Origin of the sequence: Fontibacillus panacisegetis (assembly GCF_900102215.1) — a bacterium.
Taxonomy (GTDB): Bacteria; Bacillota; Bacilli; order Paenibacillales; family Paenibacillaceae; genus Fontibacillus; species Fontibacillus panacisegetis.
This window is the reverse complement of the sequence record NZ_FNBG01000003.1, coordinates 132,354-158,246: the sequence shown is the minus strand read 5'-3', so window position 1 is coordinate 158,246 and position 25,893 is coordinate 132,354. Positions and strand designations below refer to the sequence as shown.

Here is a 25,893-nt window from a genome sequence, read left to right as displayed (position 1 = left end):
ACATCTGGCAACTTCGTCAAGTCGTTATGGCGAAAATGGATTGAGAAATGAGTTAAAGGTTAAAATAGCATCATCATTCTTTTTAAAGGAGCTACGACACCTGATATGACTTCTATCCAAAAAGCAGGCTGGAATTTCGACAATAGTTATGCTCGTTTATCGGGGGCTTTTTATACAAAACAAAATGCAGCACCTGTTCGTTCACCCGAGTTGACGATTTTGAATGAACAATTGGCGGCCTCCTTGGGACTGGACGCCAAAGCTCTAAGAAGCAGCGAAGGAACAGCCGTGTTTGCGGGCAATATGATTCCGGAGGGGGCTGAACCGCTCGCGCAGGCATACGCAGGGCATCAATTCGGGCATTTTACGATGCTTGGGGATGGGCGTGCACTTTTACTAGGTGAACAGCTTACTCCTTCAGGACAACGGTTTGATGTTCAACTTAAAGGAGCAGGTGCAACACCGTATTCCCGGGGCGGTGACGGTCGGGCTGCGCTAGGGCCGATGCTGCGGGAATATATCATCAGTGAAGCTATGCATGGGTTGGGGATCGCAACTACCCGCAGCCTGGCTGTTGTAACAACGGGTGAGGAGATCATCCGCGAAACGATGCTGCCAGGGGCTGTGCTGACCCGTATTGCATCCAGTCATATACGGGTAGGCACTTTTCAATACATTGCAAATTGGGGTTCTTCTGAAGAGCTTCGTATGCTGGCGGATTATACAATACAAAGGCATTATCCGGAAATCGATATGGACGAGGATCGCCGATATCTCTCACTGCTTAAATCTGTGATTAAGCGTCAGGCCGGGCTCATTGCCAAATGGCAGCTTGTCGGGTTTATCCACGGGGTGATGAATACCGATAACATGGCGATCAGCGGGGAAACGATCGATTACGGGCCGTGCGCCTTCATGGACACTTATGATCCAACAACAGTATTCAGCTCGATTGACCGTCAGGGCAGGTATTCGTATGGAAATCAGCCGAACATAGGCGCGTGGAATCTTGCAAGATTTGCAGAAGCTCTGTTGCCTTTAATTGATGATGATTTAAATCATGCCATAGTGTTGGCCGAGGAGGCAATTTCGGATTTTGCCGATCAATTCCATCACAACTGGCTGAACGGAATGAGAGCAAAGCTGGGGATTAATACTGAAGAAGAACAGGATGAGGAGCTCGTTCAGGATTTGCTACGCTTGATGCAGCATTCAAAAGCGGATTACACGAATACATTCGTTGCTTTGACTCACAATAAGCTGGAGGACCTGCCGATGTTTGGCTCAGCGGAATTTGAACAATGGCGGGAGCAGTGGCACGCCAGACTGAGTAGGCAGCAGGGCGCCGAAGCAGCTGCAACGCAATTGATGCGCAGCAGTAACCCTGCGATCATCCCTAGAAATCATCGGGTTGAAGAAGCTCTGGAGGCGGCTGTTAAGGATGGGGATTATAGCGTTATGGAGCAGCTTTTGAACGTCCTTGCCAATCCTTATGAGCATTCACCGGGTCAAGCTAAATATTCAGCAGCTCCCGAACCGTCTGATTGCACATATCGAACCTTTTGCGGCACTTGAGATTTGCCTTGGAAAAGATGAACTTTATATAAGCAGGATTTCCCAGCCTGTATATGGAATCATTTTCATAGGGGATTTTTTCCTCTGCAAGAATTTGTGAATAGGCTGGGATACATAGAATGCATGAGTATGTTTTATCGAATGGCGAAGCGGTTCGTCTGAAGAAATACATAGAGTTGAAGCATAGAGACCTTGAAGCAGAGCAGCGGCTCGCGATCTGGTCGGACGCCGCCCATCGGATTATTGAGGGGCGGCTGCCTTCCTTTCCCGATGAGGTGAAGAAGCGGATGCGAGCCGAGCTGCTGAACAAGGGTAAGGATACGCTCGTCATTCATCAGGATGATGCACTCAGAGAGTGCATGGCTCTGGATCTGGATCAAGAGGAGCTCATGGTTCCATTAGCTGTATGGGTAAGCAGCAGAGCAGCCGTTCCTGTAGAAGAAAACGTGCTGAGAGACACGCTGCATAAGTGGTCGCAGCATCCGTCAGCTGCTGTTTCCCTAACCGCATTGGCGGATGAGTTGTCTCAAGCGCCGGAAGCCTCGGAAATCCCGCCGGATTTGGTCGAGACCGTTACCTCTGAGGAGGCAGCAGTAACGGCCGAGATTACCGCCGCTGCTGAGACGGCTGACATCTTTGCTCCACAAGAAAAAATAGGCTGGTTCACATTCAATCGGAGAACTGCTCTGTCGATATCGATAGGGTGTATTGCTGTTGCGGCTGTGCTTATGTTTGCAATTTTCTATCCACACGAGCAAGAAGAAGCTATTATAATGGAGGAATTTCATCCAGCCGCATTGGAAATGGCACAACTCAGAATCAAAGAAAGAGCCATGCTCCGATTCGTTGACGGCATTCCGGCCGAGCTCCGATACGTCGATGTGAACAAAAAGCGATTGCAAGCATTTTTACAGGAAAGAAATTCAATGCTGGCTGATGATCCATACTTTTCATCCATCATTGAGTCAGGAAGGCTATACGATATTCATCCTCTTTTACTGTTTGCCATCACTGGACAGGAGCAGGGCTTTGTTCCCAAGAGCCACAAGGACGCCAAGAAAATTGCGAATAATCCCTTTAATGTCTTCGGAAGCTGGGAGAGCTACAATTCTAGCATTGAAGCTTCATCCAACATTGCTGCAAAGACGGTTAAAAATATTAGCAATCGCAGACCGGGAGCCAGTCATCCTATCCAATGGTTAAATCAAACCTACGCAGAGGACCCCAACTGGTGGATCGGTGTGACCTGGTTCTTCAATACGATGCTGCAAGAAATTGAGGGCACTTCTTTTGAATGGGTAGAGTAGAAGAGGATGAGATGGGGTGCTCTATAAGTTCGTAGAACAGAAAAAGAAGTCTCCCAATCTAACATATTAATGATTGGAGACTTCTTTTTAATTGGTAGCATCAATGCTTGGATGTTTTACTCTGCCGCTGCTAGTGCTGCATCAACAGCCGCCGCCAAGGCTTCGTAGGAGGTTTCTCGAATAAGCTGATCGTTTACGAAAAATTGAGGTGTGCCGTTAACCCCGTAATTACCGCCTGTTTTGTAATCCTCTTTGACATCCAGCATATAGGTGTGGTTTTTCAAATCCTTCTCAAATAAATCGTAATCGATACCTTCGATATTATTCTTGACGAAATCGAGTAGAAAGTCTGGAGTAGCCCAAATCTTGGATTCATCTCCTTGATTAGCGAATAACTCCTGATTATACTCCCAGAATGCCTCATTATTTTGATGATAAATCGCTTCACCAGCACTAGCTGCAAGGATCGAATCACGGTCAATAAAAGCGAAGTTCATAAAAAATAATTCAACTTTGCCAGTATCAACATATTCCTGCTTAAAGCGTTCCATGTTCGCTGCCGACCATTTAGCACAAGCAGGGCATTTATAATCAGCAAACTCGACTACTTTCACTTTGGCATCTGGACTGCCAAGATGGGGTTGCTTTTCGTATTTAAAGCCTTCAATGTCATACTTTCCCTTGATCTCCGTATAATTTGGCATACCTTTGAAAGTGGAGGATTCACTTGCATTGCGCAAAAATAATAATAGTACTAGCAAAACCGTAATAAGAGCGAGAATACCAATAATTACAAATAGAAAAGAATTGTTCTGCTTGCTCTTACCTTTTTTAGGAACACTCCTCATTCAATTGAACCTCCTATTTTTTATCAACGTATTTATATCAAATTAATATAAATAATCTTCTAGAATTGTAAAATAAATGGATAATACTATTCTGTGTCATTTATCACACTTTTGTACCTGTTATTTGTCATTCTTTTCTTGGAATCTGTTTTAAAGTAAAATGACGCGACTCCAGAGATGGAGCCACGCCAATTTTAAGAATGTTAACTAATTATTTATTTTTAAATCCGTCTACAAGAAGTTCCAATTCTCCTGTAGTTGAGTCAATAAGCATGCCGTGAACAGGCACGTTTGCTGGCAGGAGAGGGTGATTTTTTACTGTTTTAACAGTATGAATGACGCCTTCCTTCTCGTCGCTGAAGCCACGCAGCCATTTGCCAAGCTTGATGCCGGAATTCTCAAGTGTATTCAATACATCATCTGATATTCCACGCTCAGACATGGAGTTAATCATATGTTCAGAGTTAAGGGATGCCATCCCGCAGCCTGAATGACCAACAATGAACACCTCATCAGCATGTAATTCATAGATTGCAACCAGCAAACTACGCATTACGCTGCCGAAAGGCTGAGAAATGATGGCGCCCGCATTTTTAATGATCTTTGCATCACCATTGCGAAGGTTCATAGCTTTCGGAAGAAGTTCAACAAGTCTCGTGTCCATGCAGGTCACGATGGCTATTTTTTTATCCGGATACTTGTCTGTGATGTATGCCTCGTAGTCTTTGTTAGCGACAAACTTTTGATTATGCTCCAAAATAGTTTGAAGTTGTCCCATGTTTAACTTACCTCCTCTAAACTTTTAACACATAAAAAATTATGAATCTTAAAACTGAGAAATAAAAAACCTCGTCTAAAATTTGATTATACGACCTGTAAAAAGTATCATCAAGAGGAATACCTAAATTCGTTAATCGAGGTGGAAGCTGGCATGAAACAGGAAACTGCCGATAAATGGAAATTATATGTGGATTTTTTGCGGAAAATAAAGAGTTATGAAGAGGCCGTGGCTTTAATGCATTGGGATTTGCGTACAGGAGCGCCAAGAAAAGGTGCAGCTGCTCGTTCCGAGACGATTGGATTGATGTCTACTGAGGCGTTTAAATTACAAACATCCGGGCAAATGAACGATTTTCTAAAATACTTCAATACTCCTGAAGTGATGAGTGAGCTTGATGAGACAAGCCGAAGAATGATACTGAACTCACAGGAAGACTATGATAATAGTGTTAAAATTCCGCCTGAAAAATACCGCGAGTATGCTGAGCTGACTGCTCATGCAGAGACGTTATGGGAGGATTTTAAGGAAAATAATGATTTTAATGGATTTGAGCCATACTTAACTAAAATTGTTGCGATGAATCAAGAGTTCATTGATTACTGGGGACCTAAAGAGACTCGTTATGATACCCTGTTAAATCTCTATGAACCGGAGCTTACGGCTGAGAAGCTGGATCAAGTGTTTGGACAATTAAGAGATCGTCTTGTTCCTTTGGTGGATGCGATCGCTGCTTCGCCAAATAAACCGGCAAATCCTTTGCTTAATAAAACATATCCTGCGAACGAGCAAGAGAAGTTCGGTAAATTTCTGCTGAACGAAATCGGCTACGATTTTGAAGCAGGTCGGGTGGATGAAAGTGTGCATCCGTTCGAAATTACACTTAACCAAGGTGACGTGCGGATTACAACTCAATACTTACTGAACGATGTCGCAAGTGCTGTTTTTAGTAGCTTGCATGAAGGCGGGCACGCGCTTTATGAACAAAATATTAGTCCAGACCTGGCTGGAACACCGCTAAGTCAAGGTACATCGATGGGTATCCATGAATCGCAGTCCCGTTTCTGGGAGAATTTCATCGGACGTAGCCGTTCCTTCTGGGAAAAATATTACGGGGCTCTGCAGCAGCATTTCCCGGAACAGTTTAAAGGTGTAACAGCTGAGGATTTTTATCGCGCAATAAATACTGTAGAGAATTCTTTGATCCGCATTGAAGCGGATGAGCTTACCTACAATCTTCATGTTATTATTCGATATGAGATCGAGAAAATGATCTTCAACGAGGGACTTAAAGTGAGCGAGCTGCCAAAGGTCTGGAATGAAAAATATGAAGCCTATCTCGGAATTACGCCGCCAAATGATGGTGTAGGTGTATTGCAGGATGTTCACTGGTCTGGCGGCAGCTTCGGTTACTTTCCGTCTTATGCACTGGGGAATATGTATGCTGCTCAATTCGCTCATACGATTCGCAAAGAAATCCCGGAGTTTGATAACCTGCTTAAGGAAGGCAACTTCACTCCGATCAGAGAATGGCTCACGGACAAAATTTACAAGTACGGCAAGAGCTTGAAGCCTGCAGAGATTATTGAAAGAGTTACGGGGGAAGAACTCAACCCTAACTATTTAGCCGATTATCTCGAGCAGAAGTATAAGGAAATCTACGGACTATAATTAAGACAATTTGCAGAGGATCGCTGGCGCTTGCTGGCGGTCCCTTTCGTTATTTGCTCGGAAAATCTGGCATAGTAGATTATAGAGGAAAAACAGCCTGGTTTAACCATTTGATGGGCAGATGCATACACTTTATTAAAAGTTGTGCATTTATTTGTCCATGAAAGAGGTGATCGGTATGTTTAAACGTTACGGATGGATTGGTCTATCACTAATCATTTTATTTGCTACAGGCTTAAGCGGGTGCGGCAGCAGTCAAACGTCTAAAGTGAAAATCGGGGAGGTGGCTCGTTCGGTATTTTATGCTCCGCAGTACGTAGCCATTGAGAAGGGATTTTTTAAAGACGAGGGACTTGATGTTGAGCTGCAGACTACGGCGGGGGGAGACAAAACGATGACTGCTCTGCTGTCGGGAGCCATCGATGTTGCATTAGTTGGAGCGGAGACCTCGATATACGTGTACCAACAGGGCGCGGAAGATCCGGTCATTAACTTCGCCCAGCTCACGCAAACGGACGGTACTTTTTTAGTTGCGAGAGATGAAATTAAGGATTTTGACTGGTCTCAGCTGAAGGATAAAGTGTTCCTGGGTCAGCGTAAAGGTGGAATGCCGCAAATGGCCGGGGAGTTCACTTTAAAGAAGCATGGGATTGATCCACAAAATGATCTTGAGCTCATCCAGAATATTGAATTCGCCAACATTGCCGCAGCTTTTGCATCAGGAACGGGGCAATTTGTTCAGCTGTTTGAACCGACGGCTTCTATTTTTGAACGAGAAGGAAAAGGTCATGTCATCGCTTCGTTCGGCACAGAGAGCGGACGTCTTCCATACACAGTATTCATGACTAAGCAAAGCTATATTAAAGATCATGAGGATATTGTGCAAAAGTTTACGAACGCAATATACAGAGGTCAGCAGTGGGTACAAACTCATTCACCTGAGGAGACGGCAAAGGTCATAACTCCATTTTTCAAGGATACGGATCAGGATATTCTGGTAAGCGCGGTGAAGAGATACTTGGAGCAAGGGACCTACGCAGAATCTCCGGTTCTGGAGGAATCAGCCTGGAACAATCTGCTTGATGTTATGGATTCAGCTGGAGAGCTTAAATCACGTGTTGAGCCGGATAAGGTGGTGGACAATACATTCGCCAAAACAGCTATTCAATCGTCACGTTAATATAGATCGCGGGAGGGAGCGTGAAGAAATGGAGCCGCTCGACGATCCAAATGATTCGAATGATCCGAATGATCCGAATGATCCGAACGAGCTTAACGAAGCCAGCAAATTATACAAGACCGCCATTGAAGCTGATATCAAGCCTGTCGTTGAACTGAAAAACGTGGATCTTGTCTATGTGACGGACAGGGAAGTGTTGCTGGCTCTGACGGGGATGAATTTGAATGTTCATTCCGGTGAACTGGTCAGTCTGGTTGGTCCTAGTGGATGCGGTAAAACCACGCTCCTCTCTCTCATTGCAGGACTGATGTTCCCTTCTCGGGGAGAGGTGCTTGTTCACAGTCATAAGGTGAATGGGCCATCCCCTGAGGTGGGCTATATGCTTCAGCAGGATTATTTGTTCCCATGGAGAACGATTCTGAGCAATGCTACATTGGGCCTGGAACTAACGAAGCGTTTAAATAACGACAGCCGCGAGATGGTTATTGAACTGCTCGAGGGCATGGGGCTGGGGAATACAACGGAGCTGTATCCTCATCAATTATCGGGTGGCATGCGGCAAAGAGTAGCGCTTGTTCGTACGCTGGCAACTAATCCGGATTTACTGCTGCTCGATGAGCCTTTTTCTGCTTTGGATTATCAAACCAAGCTGCAGCTTGAGGATTTGGTCGTTGATACGTTAAGGCAGAGAGGGAAGACAGGGATTCTTGTGACTCATGATCTGTCTGAAGCGATAGCGGTCAGTGATCGGGTCATTGTACTGGCAGCGAAGCCGGGTAAGGTTCGAACCATATATGATATACCGGACAACATACGTTTAGCTCAGCCGTTTTATGCGCGCGAAGAGTCAGGGTTTAATGAACTGTTCCATGAAATCTGGAGAGATCTGGAGACGTTGGATGGAAGGGGGGAGTGAGCCTTTGACCGGAGGAAAAAATATGGATGCCGAGTGGATTAATGAGAAGTGGCGTGAACACACTAAAAATAAAAAAGTAAGCTCCCGGCTTGTTTGGTCAACTCAGCTGGCTATTCTTATTGCTTGTATAGTTCTGTGGGAGCTGGCAGGGCGGCTCAGATGGGTTGACGTTCTCATTTTCAGCTATCCGTCCAAAATCGGCAGGCAAATCGTTAATGATGCGTTGAACGGAGAGTTATGGCCACATCTGGCGATGACAGTAGGAGAGACGGTTGTGGGCTTTTTGCTTGGAACTCTAGTAGGAACTCTGCTTGCTGTGCTGATATGGTGGTCTCCTTTTTTATCCAAGGTTCTTGATCCATATATGGTTGTGTTTAACAGTATGCCGAAGGTCGCGTTGGGACCGATATTTATTGTATTGTTTGGGGCAGGGTTTACAGCAATTGTGATCACTACGCTCTCCATTACTGTAATCGTAACGACATTAGTGGTGTTTAACAGCTTCAACGAAGTAGATCGCAATTATATAAAAGTAATTCGTACTTTTGGCGGCAACAGGCGGGATATTTTTCTGAAGGCGATATTTCCTGCTTCTTTCCCGACGATTGTATCTACGCTTAAGGTTAATGTTGGAATGGCGTGGGTAGGGGTAATTGTAGGAGAATTTCTAGTAGCAAAAATAGGACTCGGCTACTTGATCGTCTACGGGTTCCAGGTTTTCAATTTTACTCTGGTGTTATCCAGTTTAGTCATAATTGCAATTGTAGCGACTGCTATGTATCAGCTGGTAGTCTATATTGAACGGAAACTTATCAGGGAGCGGTGACGCTCCCTATAAATTTGTTGCGCTCGGACAAGAAACTCATTGTACCTGACTGTGAAATACAGTACGATGTGTTTTAAGATATTTTCTGAAAAGCTGATCATTAGAGACAGAGGTGGATTTATGCGGGTAATTAAAACGGCGATCGCCGCGCTTATGGCAATTATTATCGCTGATGCTTTAGGAGTTGAAGGAGCTAACTCAGCGGGATTATTGGCGATTCTGGGGGTTGATGTTACTCGTAAGAGAAGTATTGCGACCGTATCATCCAGATTTTTTGCTTCTATTCTGGGTTTGTTACTAGCGTTTCTTTTATTTTATGTCTTTGGTTTTCATATTTGGGTTTTAGCCGTATACATATTAATCGCATTCCCATTAATATCACGCGCTCATTTCAAAGAAGGCATTGTCACCAGCTCGGTCGTGGTATTTCGGGTGTTTGGCGGGGAGCATTTGAGTGTTGACGTGATGCTTACGCAAATTGAGCTTTTGATTATCGGGCTTGGTAGTGCGGTGATCGTAAATATGGCCTATATGCCAAAAGAGGAAAATAAATTGCTTGATATCCGCCGTAAGGTGGACAGGCTGTTAGCGGTCATTTTCAATCATATCGCTGAATCGCTTCGTGATCCTTACCATCTGTGGGATGGAAAAGAACTGATACAAGCAGGAAAGCTGGTAGATCAGGGACTGAATTCTGCCCAAAGAGCCTTGGAAAACCAGATGATCGCTCCCAATGAAACATGGTCTGTTTATTTTTTCATGCGAAAAGAGCAGCTGGATCGTGTTGAAACGATGCTTGAGCTGATCTCATTAGTCTACCAACGTATGCCTCAGGGAGAGCACGTAGCGATGCTGTTTGATCGACTTAGCCAGGATGTTATTAGCGAGGAATATACAGGACAGACGGAAGTCATGCTGCATAAGCTTGAGGAAGATTTCAAGCGGATGGAGCTTCCATCCTCTCGTGAAGAGTTTGAATTAAGATCTGCGATTCTGCAGCTGTGCCGCGAACTGGCCAACTATCTATATATCGCGAAAAAGGACAAGGCTCCTGCAACACTTAACAAACGCTGGAAGCTTGGACGAGGTTAGATAAAAAGTGCGATTTTCAGCACCGAGAACGTGATCAAAATCTGACTTTTTGAACAACCTCATAAAATAGTTGTCACCCTAGACGAATGCCCTGCATACACATGTATTGAACGATGTATGGAGGAGGTTCTAATCATGTCATCGAAATATCAAAGTAGAGAGATCATCACGAAAGCGATCTGCGGAAAAGGTCGTAAGTTCTCTACCGTAACACATACCGTGACTCCGCCTCACAAGCCGACAAGCATTCTGGGGGCCTGGATTATTAACCACCAGTATGAAGCGGTAGCAGCCGGTGACGGAATTGAAGTTATTGGTACTTACGATATCAACATCTGGTATTCCTACGACAAAAACTCGCAGACCGAGGTTGCTAAAGAAACGGTTTCCTATGTAGAAAATGTGCCGCTTAGCTATCTTGATTCCAAACACCGCGCTTCAACGGTTGAAGTCACTGCGGAGGCAACGCAGGAACCAAGCACCGTTGAAGCTAGCGTGTCAGGGGATGGACGCGTCATCATTCGTGTGGAACGGGAATTCGCCGTTGAACTGGTAGCTGAAACGAAGCTTAACGTCTTGGTAGCGCCTGGGGGCGACGAAGATAAGGACTTCGACTTCGGTTCAGATGACGGTGATTATGAAGATTTAGATCCTGATCTCCTCGACGACGAACTGTAAGAGGCTGAACAACACGTAGCAGGTATCCCGTTGCAGTTTTGTAATGGATTATAGTCTACCATATGCGGCAGGGGCGTCGTCGTCGAGGGCGGCTGCCCTCTTTTTGTTTATTTAAGCAAAAATGGGCTAATTATTTATGCTTCTCACCGATCAGGAGGGTGGGCTTATGGCGCAAATGACTAACCATGTCTTGAAAATACAGGTTGAGCAAGGAAGCTTTAGAAGTCGTCTTCTTCGTTGTCTGGAAACCATTGGAGGGACGTATCGCGTTATTCAGCGATCTGGAGCGTTAAAACAGCAAGATAATCTTCAAAGTAACGCTATAGAGTGGATTGAGATTGGTGCACCCCTGCACAGGGAAGATGCAGAAACCAGAAATTGGATCATGAACTCGGAACTAACGCAGTATAAGGGCATGTCGGTAAAATCAATAAAGCAAAGACTTGAATTAGCAGGAATTTATCATAACACCAATAACCAACAACCTGATCAAGCATGGGCAAAAAATAAGGCAGCATATTTTCGGAGATATAAAGTGAGCGTTTTTCATCTAAAAGCGTTAAGAGCGGTTCCCTTACGTACAGGCGGCAAAATGAGCTCGATGCATGAACAACAGCCGGATCGGCAATCGCCATTATGGAAACGCCTTGAGAGAACAGCAGTGAAGACGCTGTACGCGCTGGGACTTGATCTGGGGGAGGTTCTCATTAACGCTGGGGAGGAAGGTAGATTTATCGTTGAAGAAATTCATGTCACTCCGGATGCTCGGGATGACAGCGTGGTTCCATTATTTGCTCAGGCTATGAGCAGCCTGCTTGATGAATTGCATACATTTTCAGTGGTTAAGCCGGAAATTTTGCTCGGAATGGACCCGGAATTTCTGCTGTTTGACCACGGTAATCGGAAGGTTGTTCCTGCCTCGCGATATTTGAATCGGCAGGGCGAGGCAGGATGTGATGTATTACGTTACAGGGGCAGGAAACTGTATCCACTGGCGGAATTGCGACCGGCTCCAGGGCGTGAACCGAGTGAAGTAGTGCTCCATTTGCTCCATGCCTTCAGGTCGGCGCAACGCGCCATACCAGATAACGGACTGTTATGGCAGGCCGGGGGGATGCCACAACGTGGTTTCCCATTAGGAGGACACGTTCATTTTAGCGGAGTTCCACTGACTGGCGAGCTGCTTAGAGCTTTGGATAATTATTTGGCTTTACCTGTTGCAGCTATCGAGGACCCAGGCAGCTTTCGCCGTCGTCCATTGTACGGTAATCTCGGTGATTTTCGTGAACAAGGATATGGAGGCTTTGAATATCGCACCCTGCCGAGCTTCTTGGTATCCCCTCTTGTTACAAAAGGTGTAGTCGCATTAGCCAGACTAATAGTGGAGAATGTGGGGGAATTGTCGCTTCGACCTCTACACAGAGATGAAATATATCAAGCGTTCTATACTGGTGACCAAAAAATGTTGCGCTACGCTTTGCCGCCATTAATTAACGATATTACTTCTGCGACTACCTATCATCGCTACGAGAACTACATTTCACCTTTTCTTGAAGCAGTTCTATCCGGCCAAACCTGGGATGAATCTGCGGATATCCGAAGACTATGGAAAATACAAAATCGCTCGTAAGCCTCCTACCCTTTCTGGTATAATAGAGATCTATGAATGGTTACTTGGAGGTTACTCATGGCTACCTATACGCCGATGATTCAACAATATTTGAGTGTGAAAGCCCAAGCGAAGGACGCCTTTCTGTTTTTTCGATTGGGTGATTTTTATGAGATGTTTTTTGATGATGCAATTTTAGCTTCTAAGGAGCTGGAGATTACGCTGACTGGAAGAGAGGGCGGCGTCGAAGAAAAAATCCCGATGTGCGGCGTGCCCTATCATTCGGCAGACAACTATATTTATCGTTTAATCGAAAAAGGGTACAAGGTTGCGATTTGCGAACAGGTGGAGGACCCTGCGGCTGCAAAAGGCGTAGTTCGACGCGAAATTGTTCGTGTTGTCACACCGGGTACGGTTATGGAAGGCAAGGTTGTCGGTGAAGTATCGAACAACTATATTTTGTGCCTGACTGAACGTGAAGGTGTTAAGGCAGTAGCGACCTGCGACTTATCGACAGGGGAGCTGTACGTTACTTCATCCCCGTCGAACAACAAATGGCTTCGGGATGAAGTGGCTCTTTATGATCCATCTGAAATGATCGGTGACGAGATTTTATTGAATTGGATCTCTGAACAGTCGTCATCTATAGGCAAACCCGTTGTCTATACCGCTTGGGATAAGGAGAAGGAAGAGATCGCCCGCAAACAGTTTGGTGAATCGGCTTGGATCAGACTGGAGCCTGAGCGTCAACAGTGTATTTCACTATTAGTTGGATATCTCAGCGAGACTCAAAAACGCTCGCTGGGACAATTAACGAAAATTTCCACGTATGAGCCAGAGCAATATATGATTCTTGATCCTTTCACACGTCGCAACCTGGAATTGGTTGAAACGGTTCGTGAGCGCTCAAAGAAAGGCTCTTTATTATCGCTTCTGGATCGAACAGAGACTTCCATGGGTGCTAGATTATTGCGCCGTTGGATAGACAAGCCTCTTTTGCAGAAAAATCGAATTGAACAACGTCTTGAGGCAGTTGAATCGCTGCATCGTGATTTTATTTTACGTGAAGATCTGAAAGGACTATTGCAAAATATTTATGATCTCGAACGTCTTACTGGACGGATTGCATATGGTAACGCAAATGGACGAGATATGAATGCACTCAAGACATCGATTCGTCAAGCGCCTGCTATCATCGAGGCCTGCAAAGCCTCCTCATCGTCTACTCTACGCTTCATTGCGGAAGGAATGGACGCTTGCGATGATCTGGCGGATTTAATCGATCGTGCAATTGCTGACGAGCCGCCTGTCTCTGTGAGAGATGGAGGGATTATTAAGAATGGATTCCATGAAAAACTGGATGTGCTTCGGGAAGCAGGAGTTAACGGAAAACGCTGGATTGCCGAGCTGGAAGCCGCTGAACGCCAGGCTACTGGAATCAAGTCGCTAAAAATCGGCTATAACAAGGTGTTTGGGTATTACATCGAGGTGACCAAGTCGAATTTATCGACTCTGCCTGAAGGACGATATGAACGCAAGCAAACGCTGGCGAACGCAGAACGTTTTGTTACTCCGGAGCTAAAGGAGAAAGAGACGCTAATTCTGGAAGCAGAAGAGCAGATGGTTGACCTTGAATTTGCCCTCTTTAACGAGCTGCGTGTGTCTATAGCTGCAGAGATCTCCAGATTGCAGCGTCTGGCGGAGCAGATTGCCGAGATCGACGTGTACCGCTCGTTATCTGCTGTCGCAGCGGATAGTGGATTCGTGAAGCCAGTTCTAACGGACGGATTTGATTTAGTAGTCGACCAGGGCAGACATCCGGTTGTAGAGTCGGTGATGAATGATTCCGCGTTTATTTCCAACGGAACACACCTGAGCAAAGAAGAAGCTAGCATTTTGCTTATTACCGGTCCCAATATGGCAGGAAAAAGCACTTATATGAGACAAGTAGCGCTCATCTCTATTTTGGCGCAAATGGGTAGCTTCGTACCTGCAGCCCAAGCTGAGGTTCCGATGATTGACCGTATATTTACCCGGATTGGGGCAGCGGATGATCTGATCGGTGGTCAAAGCACCTTTATGGTCGAAATGGCTGATATTCAGGTCATGACTGAAAAAGCAACGTCTCGAAGCCTGATCATCATTGATGAGCTGGGGCGCGGAACTTCTACTAGCGAAGGTATGGCAATCGCTCAGGCTGTTATTGAGTATGTATATCATCATATTGGCTGCAAGGCGCTTGTCTCGACGCATTTTCATGAACTGGCGCATTTGGAGAGCAGTCTTCCAGGACTTAGAAATTATTGCATGGCTGTACAGGAGAGTGGCGAAAAGGTACACTTTCTGCGCAAGCTGATTCCAGGAGCTGCAGATAGCAGCTACGGTATTTATTGTGCCCGGCTGGCTGGACTTCCTGGTGATATAATAGATAGAGCTTATGGTCTGCTTCAAGGATTCGAGCAAGCCGCTGCAGCGACGCAAAGAACGGGTTCAGTGGAGACAGCAGCTACGGATCAGGGCAGCATACCTACAGAAGTTCGCACAGAAAAGTCTAATCGTAACGAGGTTGTTCAGTTATCCATCTTTGGAGATGAGCTACCGGCTAAAAAAAGCGGAGGAAAAGCTTCGGGCAGCTCTGAGGATCATGTTTTAAGAGAAATAGTTAACATGGTTAAAGATGCTGATTTGATGAATATGACCCCGCTTCAGGCCATGCAATTAATTAATGAAATGAAAGCAAAATCGAGACATCTATAGGTTTATTATCAGTAATTATTCGTGATCAAGGATGTTATGCAAGGAGGGACAAGCAGTGGGTAAAATTGTAGTGCTTGATGAACATATCGCGAATCAGATTGCCGCAGGTGAGGTTGTAGAACGCCCTTCATCCGTTGTCAAAGAGTTAGTAGAGAACGCGATTGATGCCGGAGCGACGAAAATCGAAGTTTTGATTGAAGAAGGCGGACTTGAACTCATTCGAGTTGTTGATAATGGCAGCGGCATTGATCCGGAGGATTGTGAGGCAGCTTTTTACCGACATGCTACAAGTAAACTGCTCTCCGGCCGTGATTTGTTTCAAATACGCAGTCTTGGCTTCCGTGGAGAGGCATTACCGAGTATAGCGGCAGTGTCCAAGGTTCGGCTACTCTCAAGCAACAATGATACGGGACTAGGTCAGGCTGTCGTTATAGAAGGCGGCACATTAAAAGAAAATGAGCAGACAGCAGCCCCTAAAGGTACTGATATCACGATCAAGGAATTGTTTTATAATACTCCGGCAAGGCTTAAGTATATGAAGACGATTCAGACCGAGCTCGGTCATGTATCAGACGTGATGTACAGGCAGGCTCTGGCCCATCCGGAAATAGCTTTTATTTTGCGTCATAATGGAAATACATTGCTCCAAAGTCAAGGCGGCGGAGATATGCTTCAGGTGATTGCATCCATTTATGGCATAAATACGTCAAAAAAAATGGTCAGCATTTCTTCAGAAAACCTGGATTATATAATATCAGGATATATTGGATTGCCTGAACTGACTCGCTCAAATCGCGGAGGAATGTCTACGATTGTTAACGGCCGTTACATTCGAAATCAGGGTCTTCATCAAGCTATTTTAAGAGCTTACCATACGCTGCTTCCAATTAATCGTTACCCGCTTGTTGTGTTGATGCTCGACATGCATCCTTCATTGGTTGATGTTAACGTTCATCCAGCCAAGCTTGAGGTCCGTTTCAGCAAAGAAGCTGAGCTTAATGCTTTTGTAGAGGATAGTATTCGCCGTTTACTTTCCGAACAAGTTCTCATTCCTCAAGTGGTGAAGCAAAATATTGGAAGAGGAGAATCCAAGTCTGTCATTCAAGAGCAGTTCCACTTCCAATCGCAGCGAAATGAGAATATACAATACAAACAATCTCAGGCTCCTTCTCAGACTGAAATAAACAGCCCTCAAGGGGGATATAGCAGTAACCGGGACACTACTAAAAAAAACGTTCCTAACAGCGGTTTTACAGTGCGTGAGCAAGTATCTACCGGTGACAGAGCAAGATATACCGGTGGGACTGCTGTCCCCCCAGTATCAGGTGCTTCAGGCAAACTGAACAACAGTAATTCGTATAATGCTAAAGTACAGATTCCTGAAGCATTATATTCTTCACCAGAGCAAAAACCTGAAATTCCGGCTTTTCCTGAACTATCACTGATCGGTCAGCATCATGGCACTTATCTAATTGCCCAAAATGAAGAGGGTTTGTATTTAATCGATCAGCATGCGGCCCATGAGAGAGTCAACTATGAATATTATTTCGAAAAATTTGGTCACCCTGCTGACGCTTCCCAAGAGCTGCTTATTCCGATTACTCTTGAGTTTACCTCTGCTGAGAGTGAAAAAATTAAAGAACGGCTTCATTGGTTCGAACAAGCCGGGGTTATTTTGGAACACTTCGGAGGCGGAACATTCCGTGTGGTCTCACATCCGTATTGGTTTCCATCCGGTGAAGAGACAGCCATCATTGAAGAAATGGCCGAATGGGTTCTCAATGAACGCAGTATTGATCTGGCGAAGCTAAGAGAAAAATCATCCATACTTGTTTCTTGTAAAGCATCGATAAAGGCTAATCAGAAAATAACGCCAGAAGAGGCAAATACGTTAATTCAGAGACTCGGTGCTTGCAAGCAGCCATATACTTGTCCGCATGGTCGGCCGATTGTAATTTCTTTTTCAGCTTATGATTTGGAAAAATTGTTTAAACGGGTAATGTGAACGGAGGAAATGGTAATTGATTATTACGACGGGAGACAATGAAGCACCTGAAGCGGTAGAGCGAGCAGAGGCACTATCCATAGAATCGGGGGTACAATATGTTCGCAGAAACCGGACTTCTGTGTCTAAATTGTCTGAGCGTTATGGCAACACAGATATACTAGTTATTGTAGAAGGTGGAGCAAGACTGATACGATCCGATGGAGAGTCATTCATGTTTCATCCCAGTATGGCTTTTGTACGTGCAAAACGGCTGTTAAAAGGCCAAAATGACACAATGCTGGATGTTGCAAAAGTAACGCCTGGTGACACTATTATCGATTGTACCGCCGGACTTGGGTCGGATTCAGCCGTTTTCTCGCTTGCGGCAGGACCCGATGGCGAAGTTATAGCTCTTGAAGACTCACTTCCTCTATGGGTTTTGTTGCGTGAAGGCTTCCGATCCTATGTATCTGGAATTCAGGCTTTTGACGATGCCCTGCGGAGAATAAAGCCACGGTGTATCCATCATCTTGCTGCACTGCGTGAGATGCCTGACAAGAGCGCTGATGTCGTGTATTTTGACCCTATGTTTCGTGATCCGATTATGGAATCATCTGCTATTTCGCCGCTCCGTATGTTCGCAAATAATGACTGCCTGTCTGAGGACGTCATCGCAGAGGCCAAGCGAGTGGCACGAAAAAGTGTCGTTCTAAAGGAAAAGAAGGGCAGTGGTGAGTTTGAACGGCTCGGATTTAATCCTGTGGAGAGATCCCATACTAAAATTGTTTACGGAGTGATTTCGCTTGAGCACTAACGACAAACCTAAACTGCTTGTACTTGTTGGACCAACGGCAGTTGGCAAGACAAGCCTAAGCATTGAGCTAGCCAAGATGTTCTCCTGCGAAATTATATCGGGGGATTCGATGCAGGTCTACCGCGGGATGGATATCGGTACAGCGAAAATCACAACAGAAGAAATGCAGGGGGTTCCCCATCATCTGATTGATGTGCTTTCGCCGGATGAAGCATTTTCAGTGGCTCAGTTCCAGGAATGGTGCAAGGAGCTTATTCCGGCTATTCATGGCCGGGGAAAGCTGCCCTTTATCGTAGGTGGTACGGGTCTTTATATAGAATCGGTATGCTACGAGTATCAATTTATCGAAGCGGGAGCAGATGAAGATTTCCGTCTTGCTCAGCAGCAAATCGCAGATCAGGAAGGACCGGAAGTGCTGCATGCCAAACTATCCGCTGTAGATCCAAAATCGGCAGAACGGCTTCATCCAAATGATGTCCGCCGAGTCATTCGCGCTCTAGAAGTATTTCATCTAACCGGGGACACATTATCTTCACGATTAGAGGAGCAGATTAAGCAGTCTCCATATCATCTCTGCATCATCGGTTTGACAATGGACCGTAAAATGCTATATAACCGTATTGAACAGCGTATCGATCAAATGATGGAGTCGGGCCTCGTTCAAGAGATACAAAATCTGCTGAATCAGGGCTATGCCCGTCAACTCGTATCCATGCAGGGATTAGGTTATAAGGAAATCGTGGAGCATCTTGTAGATGACGTCCCGCTAAGTGTTGCTGTGGAGAAACTGAAGCGGGATACTCGAAGATTTGCAAAACGGCAGTTGTCATGGTTCCGCCATATGGCTGATATCTCATGGATTGATCTGGGGGAGGGCGAAAAGTTTTCCACGATTTTGGATTCTGCTCGTGATATAATAGCAGGAAAGTTTCTTACTGATCTTGAATATAATTCTAAACACTACTAATTGATTCTTATGGGGGTACCGCTAATGAACAAATCCATTAACATCCAAGATACGTTCCTGAACCAAATGCGTAAAGAGAGCATCCCTGTTACTGTTTTTCTAACAAACGGTTTTCAGATCAGAGGAACGATTAAAGCGTTTGACAACTATATCATTGTGATTGATAGTGATGGACGTCAGCAAATGGTGTACAAGCACGCGATTTCAACCTTCCAGCCACAGCGTAATGTTTCACTTATGCAAGATACTCAGAATGAAGGATAAGTTCTGACTGAAACTTTTTCAAATTCGATACGTTTAATGCTATAGGAAGTGGAGCGGAGCAACCTGAAACAAGGTTGTTCTTTTCTTTCCGAGCATAATAATACTGATCCGTTTATTGAATACAATGCCATCATTGATCAGTATGAAGGGAGTCAGAGAAATTCATGTCTACAAAGAAAACTTCTGGATTGACTAGAAGCACAACGCCAGATCGGAAGCCAAGAAAACCGAAGGGTCATAAAAAGAAAAAACTGACGATGAAACGTGTGTTATTGACGATGTTTTTTACCGCGGCGATTGCGATATTCTGTGCGATTGCAGGGTATTTGTACATTACCGTTAGCGGCGAGAAGATACTAGCCGAGAATGTGGACAAACTGCAAATTTATGAAACTTCAAAAGTTTATGACCGCAGCGGCAACCTCATGGGAGAATTGTCAATAGATAAAAGTGAGCCCGTGGATCATGAAGATATTCCTCCGCTCCTATTAAATGCATTTGTGGCGACGGAAGACAGACGTTTCTTCGAGCACAATGGGGTCGATTTATGGTCAATTGGACGCGCAGCGGTTAAAGACATTGCAGCACGCTCCATGGTTGAGGGCGGAAGTACGATTACACAGCAATTAGCCAAAAATATTTTCTTAAGCTCAGACAAGACGTTTTTCCGTAAAGCTACCGAGATGTCAATAGCGATGGCGCTCGAACGTAAAAAAACTAAACAAGAAATTTTAACGCTGTACTTAAATCGTATTAGTTTCGGGGGTACGGTTTATGGGATCAAGGCTGCTTCCATACGGTATTTTGGAAAAAGTGATTTAAATAATTTGGATTTGTGGGAAATGGCTACGTTGGCAGCAATGCCTAAGGGTCCATCAAGATACAATCCGTTGAAAAATCCGGAATTATCCAAACAACGTCGTGCTGTAGTGCTTGATTTGATGTTTCAGGAGGGCTACATTAATGCTGCTGAACGGGATGAGGCTAAAGCAGTAGAATATACTTATGAGCCCCCGGTCAAAAATCAAAGCTATCTGGCATTTAAGGATTATGTAATTGAAGAGGCTGAGGAGAAATTTGGTCTGACAGAAGACCAACTGAACCGTGGCGGGTATAAAATTTATACCACGATGGATGCCCAGGCTCAGAAAGCAGTCGAAAAGGCATTTGCCAACGATGATTACTTTGAAAAGAGCAAAGATGATCAACAGGTTCAGGGTTCAATCGTGATCATGAATCATGCAAATGGCAGTCTCGTTGCTGTTCTAGGTGGACGTGACTACCAGCGTAAAGGCTTCAGTCGACTTGATAGCCGACGTCAGCCTGGCTCCGCATTCAAGCCGATCGTATCTTATGCACCTGCGCTTGAAAGTGAGAAATATTCACCTGATTCGATGATCAGTAACGAGCAGCAGTGCTTCGGAAACTATTGTCCGAAAAACCTGCATGGTTATTCTAAGTCAATCAATTTGACAACCGCCTTGACCAGATCCGAGAATATTCCAGCTGTATGGCTATTGAATGAAATCGGAGTGAAGACAGGCGTAAGGTATGCTGAAGAAATGGGCATTAAGATGGACAAGGATGATCGCAACCTTGCGATTGCACTTGGCGGTCTGACCCATGGTACGAACACATTGGAAATGGCAGGAGCATTCAGCGTGTTTGCTAATGGTGGCGAATATAATGCTCCGTATTCGATTAAATCGATCGTGGATCATGATGGAGTCGAGAGATATAAACACAATCCGCCGAAATCCAAGCAAGTCATTAGTGAACAGACTGCGTATTACATGACTGAAATGCTGCAGAACGTCGTTAATGACGGTACAGGTAAACGCGCGAAGATTAGTCGTCCGGTTGCTGGTAAGACAGGAACAACGCAGCATGGTATCAATGGCTTGAACAGCAAAAAGAATCGTGACGTTTGGTTCGTTGGTTATACGCCTGAATGGACGGCAGCGATCTGGATGGGCTATGACAAGCCGGATAAGAACCATCTGTTGAATGGCAGCAGTGGACAGACAGCAGCGATGTTTGCAGCAATTATGGAGGAAGCCCTGAAGGGAGTTCCGGTTAAAGATTTCCCGGTACCCAAAAATCTGCAGAAGCCGGAACCGGAGCCGGAGCAAACGGTTGAGGCACCTGCAGGCTTGTCAGCCTCCTACAGTGAGGATACCGGAGTAATATCATTGAGCTGGACTGGAGTTAGTCAGAATGATGTAGTCTACCGTATTTATCGGAAAGATAACACGCAGACTGAGTTCTCTCACTATATGGATTCAGTAGGAACGTCTTATGATGATATTGGTGTTGTCGCGGGCACGGGCTATGAATATTATGTAAGAGCCTATGATCCGGTAAATAATACTGAAAGTGATCCTTCGAATACAGTTCAGGTTCTTATAGTCGCAGATGAACCGCCGATGGATGAAGTTGATCCAGGCCTTAATGGTAATGGAGATGGTCTGCCAGAGGGGCCAGGCAGTGGAAATGGAACTGACGGAGTTACACCTCCAACAGGTGATCAAGGAACATTACCGGGTAATGGAAACGGTCAACCCGGCAACGGTTCATCTGGAGGGAATAGCGGCCAAAGTCCTGGAACAGGAAACGGTAATGGCAATGGAAATGGAAACGGTAGTGGGGGTTCTGGAGGAACATCCTCTGGAGATACCGGCGGAGGTAACTCTTCAGATAATAGTGACACGGGTGTACCACTGGATAATGGCACGAGCCCGGATAGTGGAACACCAGATGCTCCAGCAGGAAATGATGGATCGGGTATAGGCACTAACGGTTGATGGAAAATTGTTGTTATATCAAGAGGTACAGGTTCTTATATTAAGGAGCCTGTACCTCTTTGTTTGCGCAGGAGCTTGTCCTTGAAAAATCGTTTTTGAGACTGTCTATTAAATATGGTAAGCTGAAGGTACATTGTTTTGAGAGGGTTAATGCCATGAAACGTAAATTCGGAGACCGCGCGAATTGGCGCAGAGTAACCCAGCGTCAATTTAAATCCAGGTTTGTTGAGAGTGATGATTTTACAGGCTATGTTACGGCATACAGCATTAATGCACTACGTGATCCTCTGTGGAAAACATATGGTGGACATACTTTTCGGATTGCAGATAAGGGCTATATTTGGCTGCAGTATTATCCAAAAGGAGTACATTATGTCATAACCGCTATGTTTGATGATAAGGGAGAGATCGTAGAGTGGTATATCGATGTCTGTAAAACACAAGGGGTTACCGATCAAGGAGTACCTTGGTTTGACGATTTGTATCTGGATATAGTCGTGTTAAAAAGTGGTGAAGTTTTTCTGCTGGATGAGGATGAGCTGGATGAGGCTTTAAGTAAAGGGTTTATCAGTGTCAGAGATTACGATATGGCCACTGAAACAGCACAGGAAGTGCTGCATGCAATTCAAAATCACGATTTTCCGTTTTTTGAAATGTCATTGAATCATTATCGAAGCGAATTCGCTCAAGGTGATTCTATGTAATTTGGAGGGAAGCATGTTCGTATCGAATAAGAAAACCTATTCAGGATCTGCAAATCGCCCCCGGCGATCTTGGCGAAGACGGATGTTTAGATGGACGTTATTGTTATTGCTGGCATGCATATTGTGGCTCGTTTATGTTATTGCGCAAATCGGAAGTATTGAGCGGAATCCTGCTGTTGTGAAGCAAATGGCAACGCCTGCTGACGCAGGAATTTTACTTGGCGCTGCTATGTGGGGGGATCAACCCAGTCCAGGTCTGGAAGAGAGATTGCAGTTAAGTCTGAAGGATTATAGGGACGGCAAGTTTCAAGTGTTTATTTTGACCGGAGGGTTGGACCGACCGGAGTATCGATATACGGAAGCAGAAGGAATGGCAATTTATCTTGAGGCTCATGGAGTTCCCAGAGATAAAATATTGCTTGAAAATAAAGCTACCAGCACCTATGAGAACCTGAAATTCAGTAAGAAAATTATGGAGGAGCATGGATTAAAGACGGCTCTTATTATGACCCATACCTACCATGGGAACAGAGCTTTAGAAATCTCTCAGATGCTGGGTTACTCTGATCCTAAGCTATCTTTGACAGAAACGAAGGTTCTTAAACCGACGCAGAAGACAGCTAGAGAAATACTAGCTTATACCAAATGGAAAATGGACCAGATCGCGATCATCTTTGGCTGGAAATGATAAAACTTCTAATAACGGACAAGAAGAGAGAATACATTCTATATGTGCGTGTCTAACAAGAAGCTTTGGAGCCACTATATAATGGGGTGATCTACATATGTCAGGGCGTGTGATGGCCAGCAGCGGTTCTTCGGAAGAGAGGCCTTCCAGACAGATTAATGTAATATTGAGAAGTTCCGAGCCTCCATTGTTATCGCAAGCTGTACCCGATAGTGATCCATTAGGGTCTGCGAAAGGAGTTCAGCAGCAGGGGCAATTTGCAGAGTTGCAAAAAGAAATGGACGGTCTTATTGGACTCGATCATATCAAGGAGCTTATGTTTGAAATTTTCGCTTTGCTGCAAATTGCGACGATGCGCTCGGAAGCAGGGTTACTGACTGGAGCTCAGGTGTATCATATGGTGTTTAAAGGTAATCCCGGGACTGGAAAAACGACGGTTGCAAGAATTGTTGCCAAGATGTTTCAAAGAATGGGCGTGTTGAACAAGGGTCATTTGATTGAAGTGGAACGAGCGGATCTAGTTGGTGAATACATCGGACATACGGCTCAAAAAACGAGAGACCTGATTAAGAAGGCGCTTGGTGGGGTATTGTTTATTGATGAAGCCTACAGTCTTGCACGTGGTGGAGAGAAGGATTTTGGAAAGGAAGCAATTGATACTCTTGTAAAAGCGATGGAAGACCAGAAAAACCAGTTCATTCTTATCCTTGCTGGTTATTCTGATGAGATGGATTTCTTCCTGTCTACTAATCCAGGCTTACCTTCACGGTTTCCAATCCAGATGGATTTCCCTGACTATACGATTGACCAATTGATTCAAATCGCTGAGGGCATGGTAAGAGCTCGGGACTATACCATGATGCCACAGGCCATCCTTAAGCTAAAACAGCATCTCCTTCGAGAAAAGTGTGAAAGCGAGCAAATTTTCAGTAATGCGCGATATGTCCGTAATATTATTGAACGAGCGGTTCGTCATCAGGCGGTACGTTTGCTCAATCAATATGGAGGAGGATCTCCGGGCAAATTGGAGCTTATGACACTTCGAACTGAGGATTTGAAGCTGGATAATAAGTAATAATAATTATATGATTAAGGTTAGAATAACACCTAGGGGAACGTAAGGGAGAGGTAAGGGTATCATGGCAGTATTTTCAGAGGAAATTGTAGGCTGGTTGGAAGAAGCGGAACGGAAGGCGGATTCCAAATTCCGTGAAATTGATTCAATCGTTGACCGGAATCAGTGGAAGGTCATCGAGGCATTTCAAAAACACCAAGTGAGCGATTTCCATTTTGCAGGATCTACGGGTTATGCGTATAATGATCGCGGACGCGAAGTGCTTGACCTTGTGTATGCCGATGTTTTCGGCGCAGAGGCGGCGCTTGTGCGTCCGCATTTTGCGTCAGGAACTCATACGATCGCAACGGCATTGTTTGGTGTTCTCCGTCCTGGGGATAGACTGTTGTACATTACGGGCCGTCCATATGATACTTTACATAAGGTGATCGGTAAGCCAAGTGATGGCACGGGTTCGCTTCAGGATTTCGGAATTCATTATGACGAAGTAATGCTGCTGGAAGATGGAACAGTTGACTGGGATGCGGTAAAGGTTAAAATGAAGTCTGAGACCAAAGTAATCGGTATTCAGCGTTCACGAGGGTATGAGTGGAGAGACTCATTCTCTGTAGAACAGATCGGAGAAATGGTCCGCCGTGTGAAGGAAATAAATCCGAATGTAATCGTATTTGTTGACAATTGCTACGGTGAATTTACAGAGCTTCAAGAACCTACTGAAGTCGGTGCGGATTTGGTTGCCGGTTCGTTAATCAAAAATCCGGGTGGCGGAATAGCAGAGACAGGCGGATATATAGCAGGGCGGGAACATTTGGTTCAATTGTCCGCGTATAGACTAACTGCTCCAGGCATTGGTGGTGAAGTCGGGGCGATGTTAGGGACGACTAGAGGAATATATCAAGGGCTGTTCCTTGCCCCGACACTTGTAGGACAAGCGGTAAAAGGAAGTGTGCTCGCAGCCGCAGTATTTGAGCGGGCAGGCTTTCAAAGCCGGCCAAAATGGAATGATCACCGCAGTGATTTAATCCAGGCAATTTCCTTCAGCGGTTCACAGCAATTGATAGCTTTTGTACAGGGGATTCAGCGCGCAGCTGCCGTTGATGGTCATGTTGTTCCAGAACCTTGGGATATGCCTGGCTATGAACACCCAGTAATTATGGCAGCCGGAACCTTCATTCAAGGCGGTAGCCTAGAATTATCAGCTGATGCCCCGATTCGCGATCCATATATAGCGTATATGCAGGGCGGGTTAACTTACTCTCATGTGAAGTTTGGACTTCTTACAGCCTTGCAGACAATGAAGGATCGGGAGCTGCTGTAATCACGTTTTTAACCTGAATGATCAGCTTTTTGTGA

The 25,893-nt window shown here is 45.1% G+C and carries 21 protein-coding genes; 19 read left to right on the top strand and 2 right to left on the bottom strand.

Annotated features, from left to right (window positions below; all coding sequences use genetic code 11):
- Positions 1-105: 105 nt before the first annotated feature.
- Together BLS49_RS04735 and BLS49_RS04730 are read left to right on the top strand one after the other, a co-directional pair.
- Positions 106-1,575: a protein adenylyltransferase SelO gene (locus BLS49_RS04735; protein WP_091227140.1), complete on the top strand. Its 1,470-nt coding sequence runs from the start codon at positions 106-108 to the stop codon at positions 1,573-1,575.
- A gap of 119 nt (positions 1,576-1,694) precedes the next feature.
- Positions 1,695-2,882 carry a glucosaminidase domain-containing protein gene (locus BLS49_RS04730; RefSeq protein ID WP_091227139.1) on the top strand — a complete coding sequence of 396 codons (1,188 nt, stop codon included), beginning with the start codon at positions 1,695-1,697 and terminating at the stop codon, positions 2,880-2,882.
- A 116-nt stretch (positions 2,883-2,998) separates the two neighbouring features.
- On the opposite strand, the gene BLS49_RS04725 is transcribed toward BLS49_RS04730, so the two are convergent.
- Both BLS49_RS04725 and BLS49_RS04720 read right to left on the bottom strand, forming a co-directional pair.
- Positions 2,999-3,730 (bottom strand): DsbA family protein, encoded by a 732-nt coding sequence (locus tag BLS49_RS04725; RefSeq protein ID WP_091227137.1) that lies wholly within the window; start codon positions 3,728-3,730, stop codon positions 2,999-3,001.
- A 211-nt stretch (positions 3,731-3,941) separates the two neighbouring features.
- Positions 3,942-4,508 (bottom strand): beta-class carbonic anhydrase, encoded by a 567-nt coding sequence (locus BLS49_RS04720; RefSeq protein ID WP_091227136.1) that lies wholly within the window; start codon positions 4,506-4,508, stop codon positions 3,942-3,944.
- A gap of 153 nt (positions 4,509-4,661) precedes the next feature.
- On the opposite strand from BLS49_RS04720, the gene BLS49_RS04715 reads away from it, so the two are divergent.
- The 17 genes from BLS49_RS04715 to BLS49_RS04635 all read left to right on the top strand — a co-directional run bounded on the left by BLS49_RS04715 (position 4,662) and on the right by BLS49_RS04635 (position 25,858).
- Positions 4,662-6,179 (top strand): carboxypeptidase M32, encoded by a 1,518-nt coding sequence (locus tag BLS49_RS04715; RefSeq protein ID WP_091227134.1) that lies wholly within the window; start codon positions 4,662-4,664, stop codon positions 6,177-6,179.
- A gap of 178 nt (positions 6,180-6,357) precedes the next feature.
- Complete coding sequence (locus BLS49_RS04710) at positions 6,358-7,359, top strand: ABC transporter substrate-binding protein (protein ID WP_091227133.1); 1,002 nt, start codon at positions 6,358-6,360, stop codon at positions 7,357-7,359.
- A gap of 136 nt (positions 7,360-7,495) precedes the next feature.
- Positions 7,496-8,275 carry an ABC transporter ATP-binding protein gene (locus tag BLS49_RS04705; RefSeq protein WP_091227323.1) on the top strand — a complete coding sequence of 260 codons (780 nt, stop codon included), beginning with the start codon at positions 7,496-7,498 and terminating at the stop codon, positions 8,273-8,275.
- Positions 8,276-8,297: 22 nt separating this feature from the next.
- Complete coding sequence (locus BLS49_RS04700) at positions 8,298-9,101, top strand: ABC transporter permease (RefSeq protein WP_091227320.1); 804 nt, start codon at positions 8,298-8,300, stop codon at positions 9,099-9,101.
- A gap of 120 nt (positions 9,102-9,221) precedes the next feature.
- Positions 9,222-10,193, top strand: coding sequence for an aromatic acid exporter family protein (locus BLS49_RS04695; RefSeq protein ID WP_245742270.1), 972 nt, complete (start codon positions 9,222-9,224; stop codon positions 10,191-10,193).
- Positions 10,194-10,328: 135 nt separating this feature from the next.
- Positions 10,329-10,871, top strand: coding sequence for an outer spore coat protein CotE (gene cotE / locus BLS49_RS04690; protein ID WP_091227129.1), 543 nt, complete (start codon positions 10,329-10,331; stop codon positions 10,869-10,871).
- A gap of 166 nt (positions 10,872-11,037) precedes the next feature.
- Positions 11,038-12,501 (top strand): putative amidoligase domain-containing protein, encoded by a 1,464-nt coding sequence (locus BLS49_RS04685; RefSeq protein ID WP_091227128.1) that lies wholly within the window; start codon positions 11,038-11,040, stop codon positions 12,499-12,501.
- Between the two features lie 57 nt (positions 12,502-12,558).
- Positions 12,559-15,237, top strand: coding sequence for a DNA mismatch repair protein MutS (mutS, locus tag BLS49_RS04680; RefSeq protein WP_091227127.1), 2,679 nt, complete (start codon positions 12,559-12,561; stop codon positions 15,235-15,237).
- Between the two features lie 55 nt (positions 15,238-15,292).
- On the top strand, positions 15,293-17,242 hold the full coding sequence (gene mutL / locus BLS49_RS04675; RefSeq protein WP_091227126.1) for a DNA mismatch repair endonuclease MutL: 1,950 nt from the start codon (positions 15,293-15,295) through the stop codon (positions 17,240-17,242).
- A 16-nt stretch (positions 17,243-17,258) separates the two neighbouring features.
- Positions 17,259-18,038 (top strand): class I SAM-dependent methyltransferase, encoded by a 780-nt coding sequence (locus BLS49_RS04670; protein ID WP_091227124.1) that lies wholly within the window; start codon positions 17,259-17,261, stop codon positions 18,036-18,038.
- Complete coding sequence (miaA, locus tag BLS49_RS04665) at positions 18,028-19,005, top strand: tRNA (adenosine(37)-N6)-dimethylallyltransferase MiaA (RefSeq protein WP_091227123.1); 978 nt, start codon at positions 18,028-18,030, stop codon at positions 19,003-19,005. Before BLS49_RS04670 ends, miaA begins: the two co-directional genes overlap by 11 nt.
- A 24-nt stretch (positions 19,006-19,029) precedes the next feature.
- Complete coding sequence (hfq, locus tag BLS49_RS04660) at positions 19,030-19,269, top strand: RNA chaperone Hfq (protein ID WP_091227121.1); 240 nt, start codon at positions 19,030-19,032, stop codon at positions 19,267-19,269.
- Positions 19,270-19,433: 164 nt separating this feature from the next.
- Positions 19,434-22,073 (top strand): PBP1A family penicillin-binding protein, encoded by a 2,640-nt coding sequence (locus BLS49_RS04655; RefSeq protein ID WP_091227120.1) that lies wholly within the window; start codon positions 19,434-19,436, stop codon positions 22,071-22,073.
- 155 nt (positions 22,074-22,228) lie between these two features.
- Positions 22,229-22,777, top strand: a complete 549-nt coding sequence (locus tag BLS49_RS04650) for a ribonuclease FAU-1 family protein (RefSeq protein WP_091227318.1) — start codon at positions 22,229-22,231, stop codon at positions 22,775-22,777.
- A gap of 82 nt (positions 22,778-22,859) precedes the next feature.
- Positions 22,860-23,465, top strand: a complete 606-nt coding sequence (locus BLS49_RS04645; protein ID WP_091227317.1) for a YdcF family protein — start codon at positions 22,860-22,862, stop codon at positions 23,463-23,465.
- 97 nt (positions 23,466-23,562) lie between these two features.
- Positions 23,563-24,540, top strand: a complete 978-nt coding sequence (locus tag BLS49_RS04640; protein WP_091227118.1) for an AAA family ATPase — start codon at positions 23,563-23,565, stop codon at positions 24,538-24,540.
- A gap of 64 nt (positions 24,541-24,604) precedes the next feature.
- Positions 24,605-25,858: a methionine gamma-lyase family protein gene (locus BLS49_RS04635; protein ID WP_091227116.1), complete on the top strand. Its 1,254-nt coding sequence runs from the start codon at positions 24,605-24,607 to the stop codon at positions 25,856-25,858.
- The last annotated feature ends 35 nt before the right edge of the window (positions 25,859-25,893 follow it).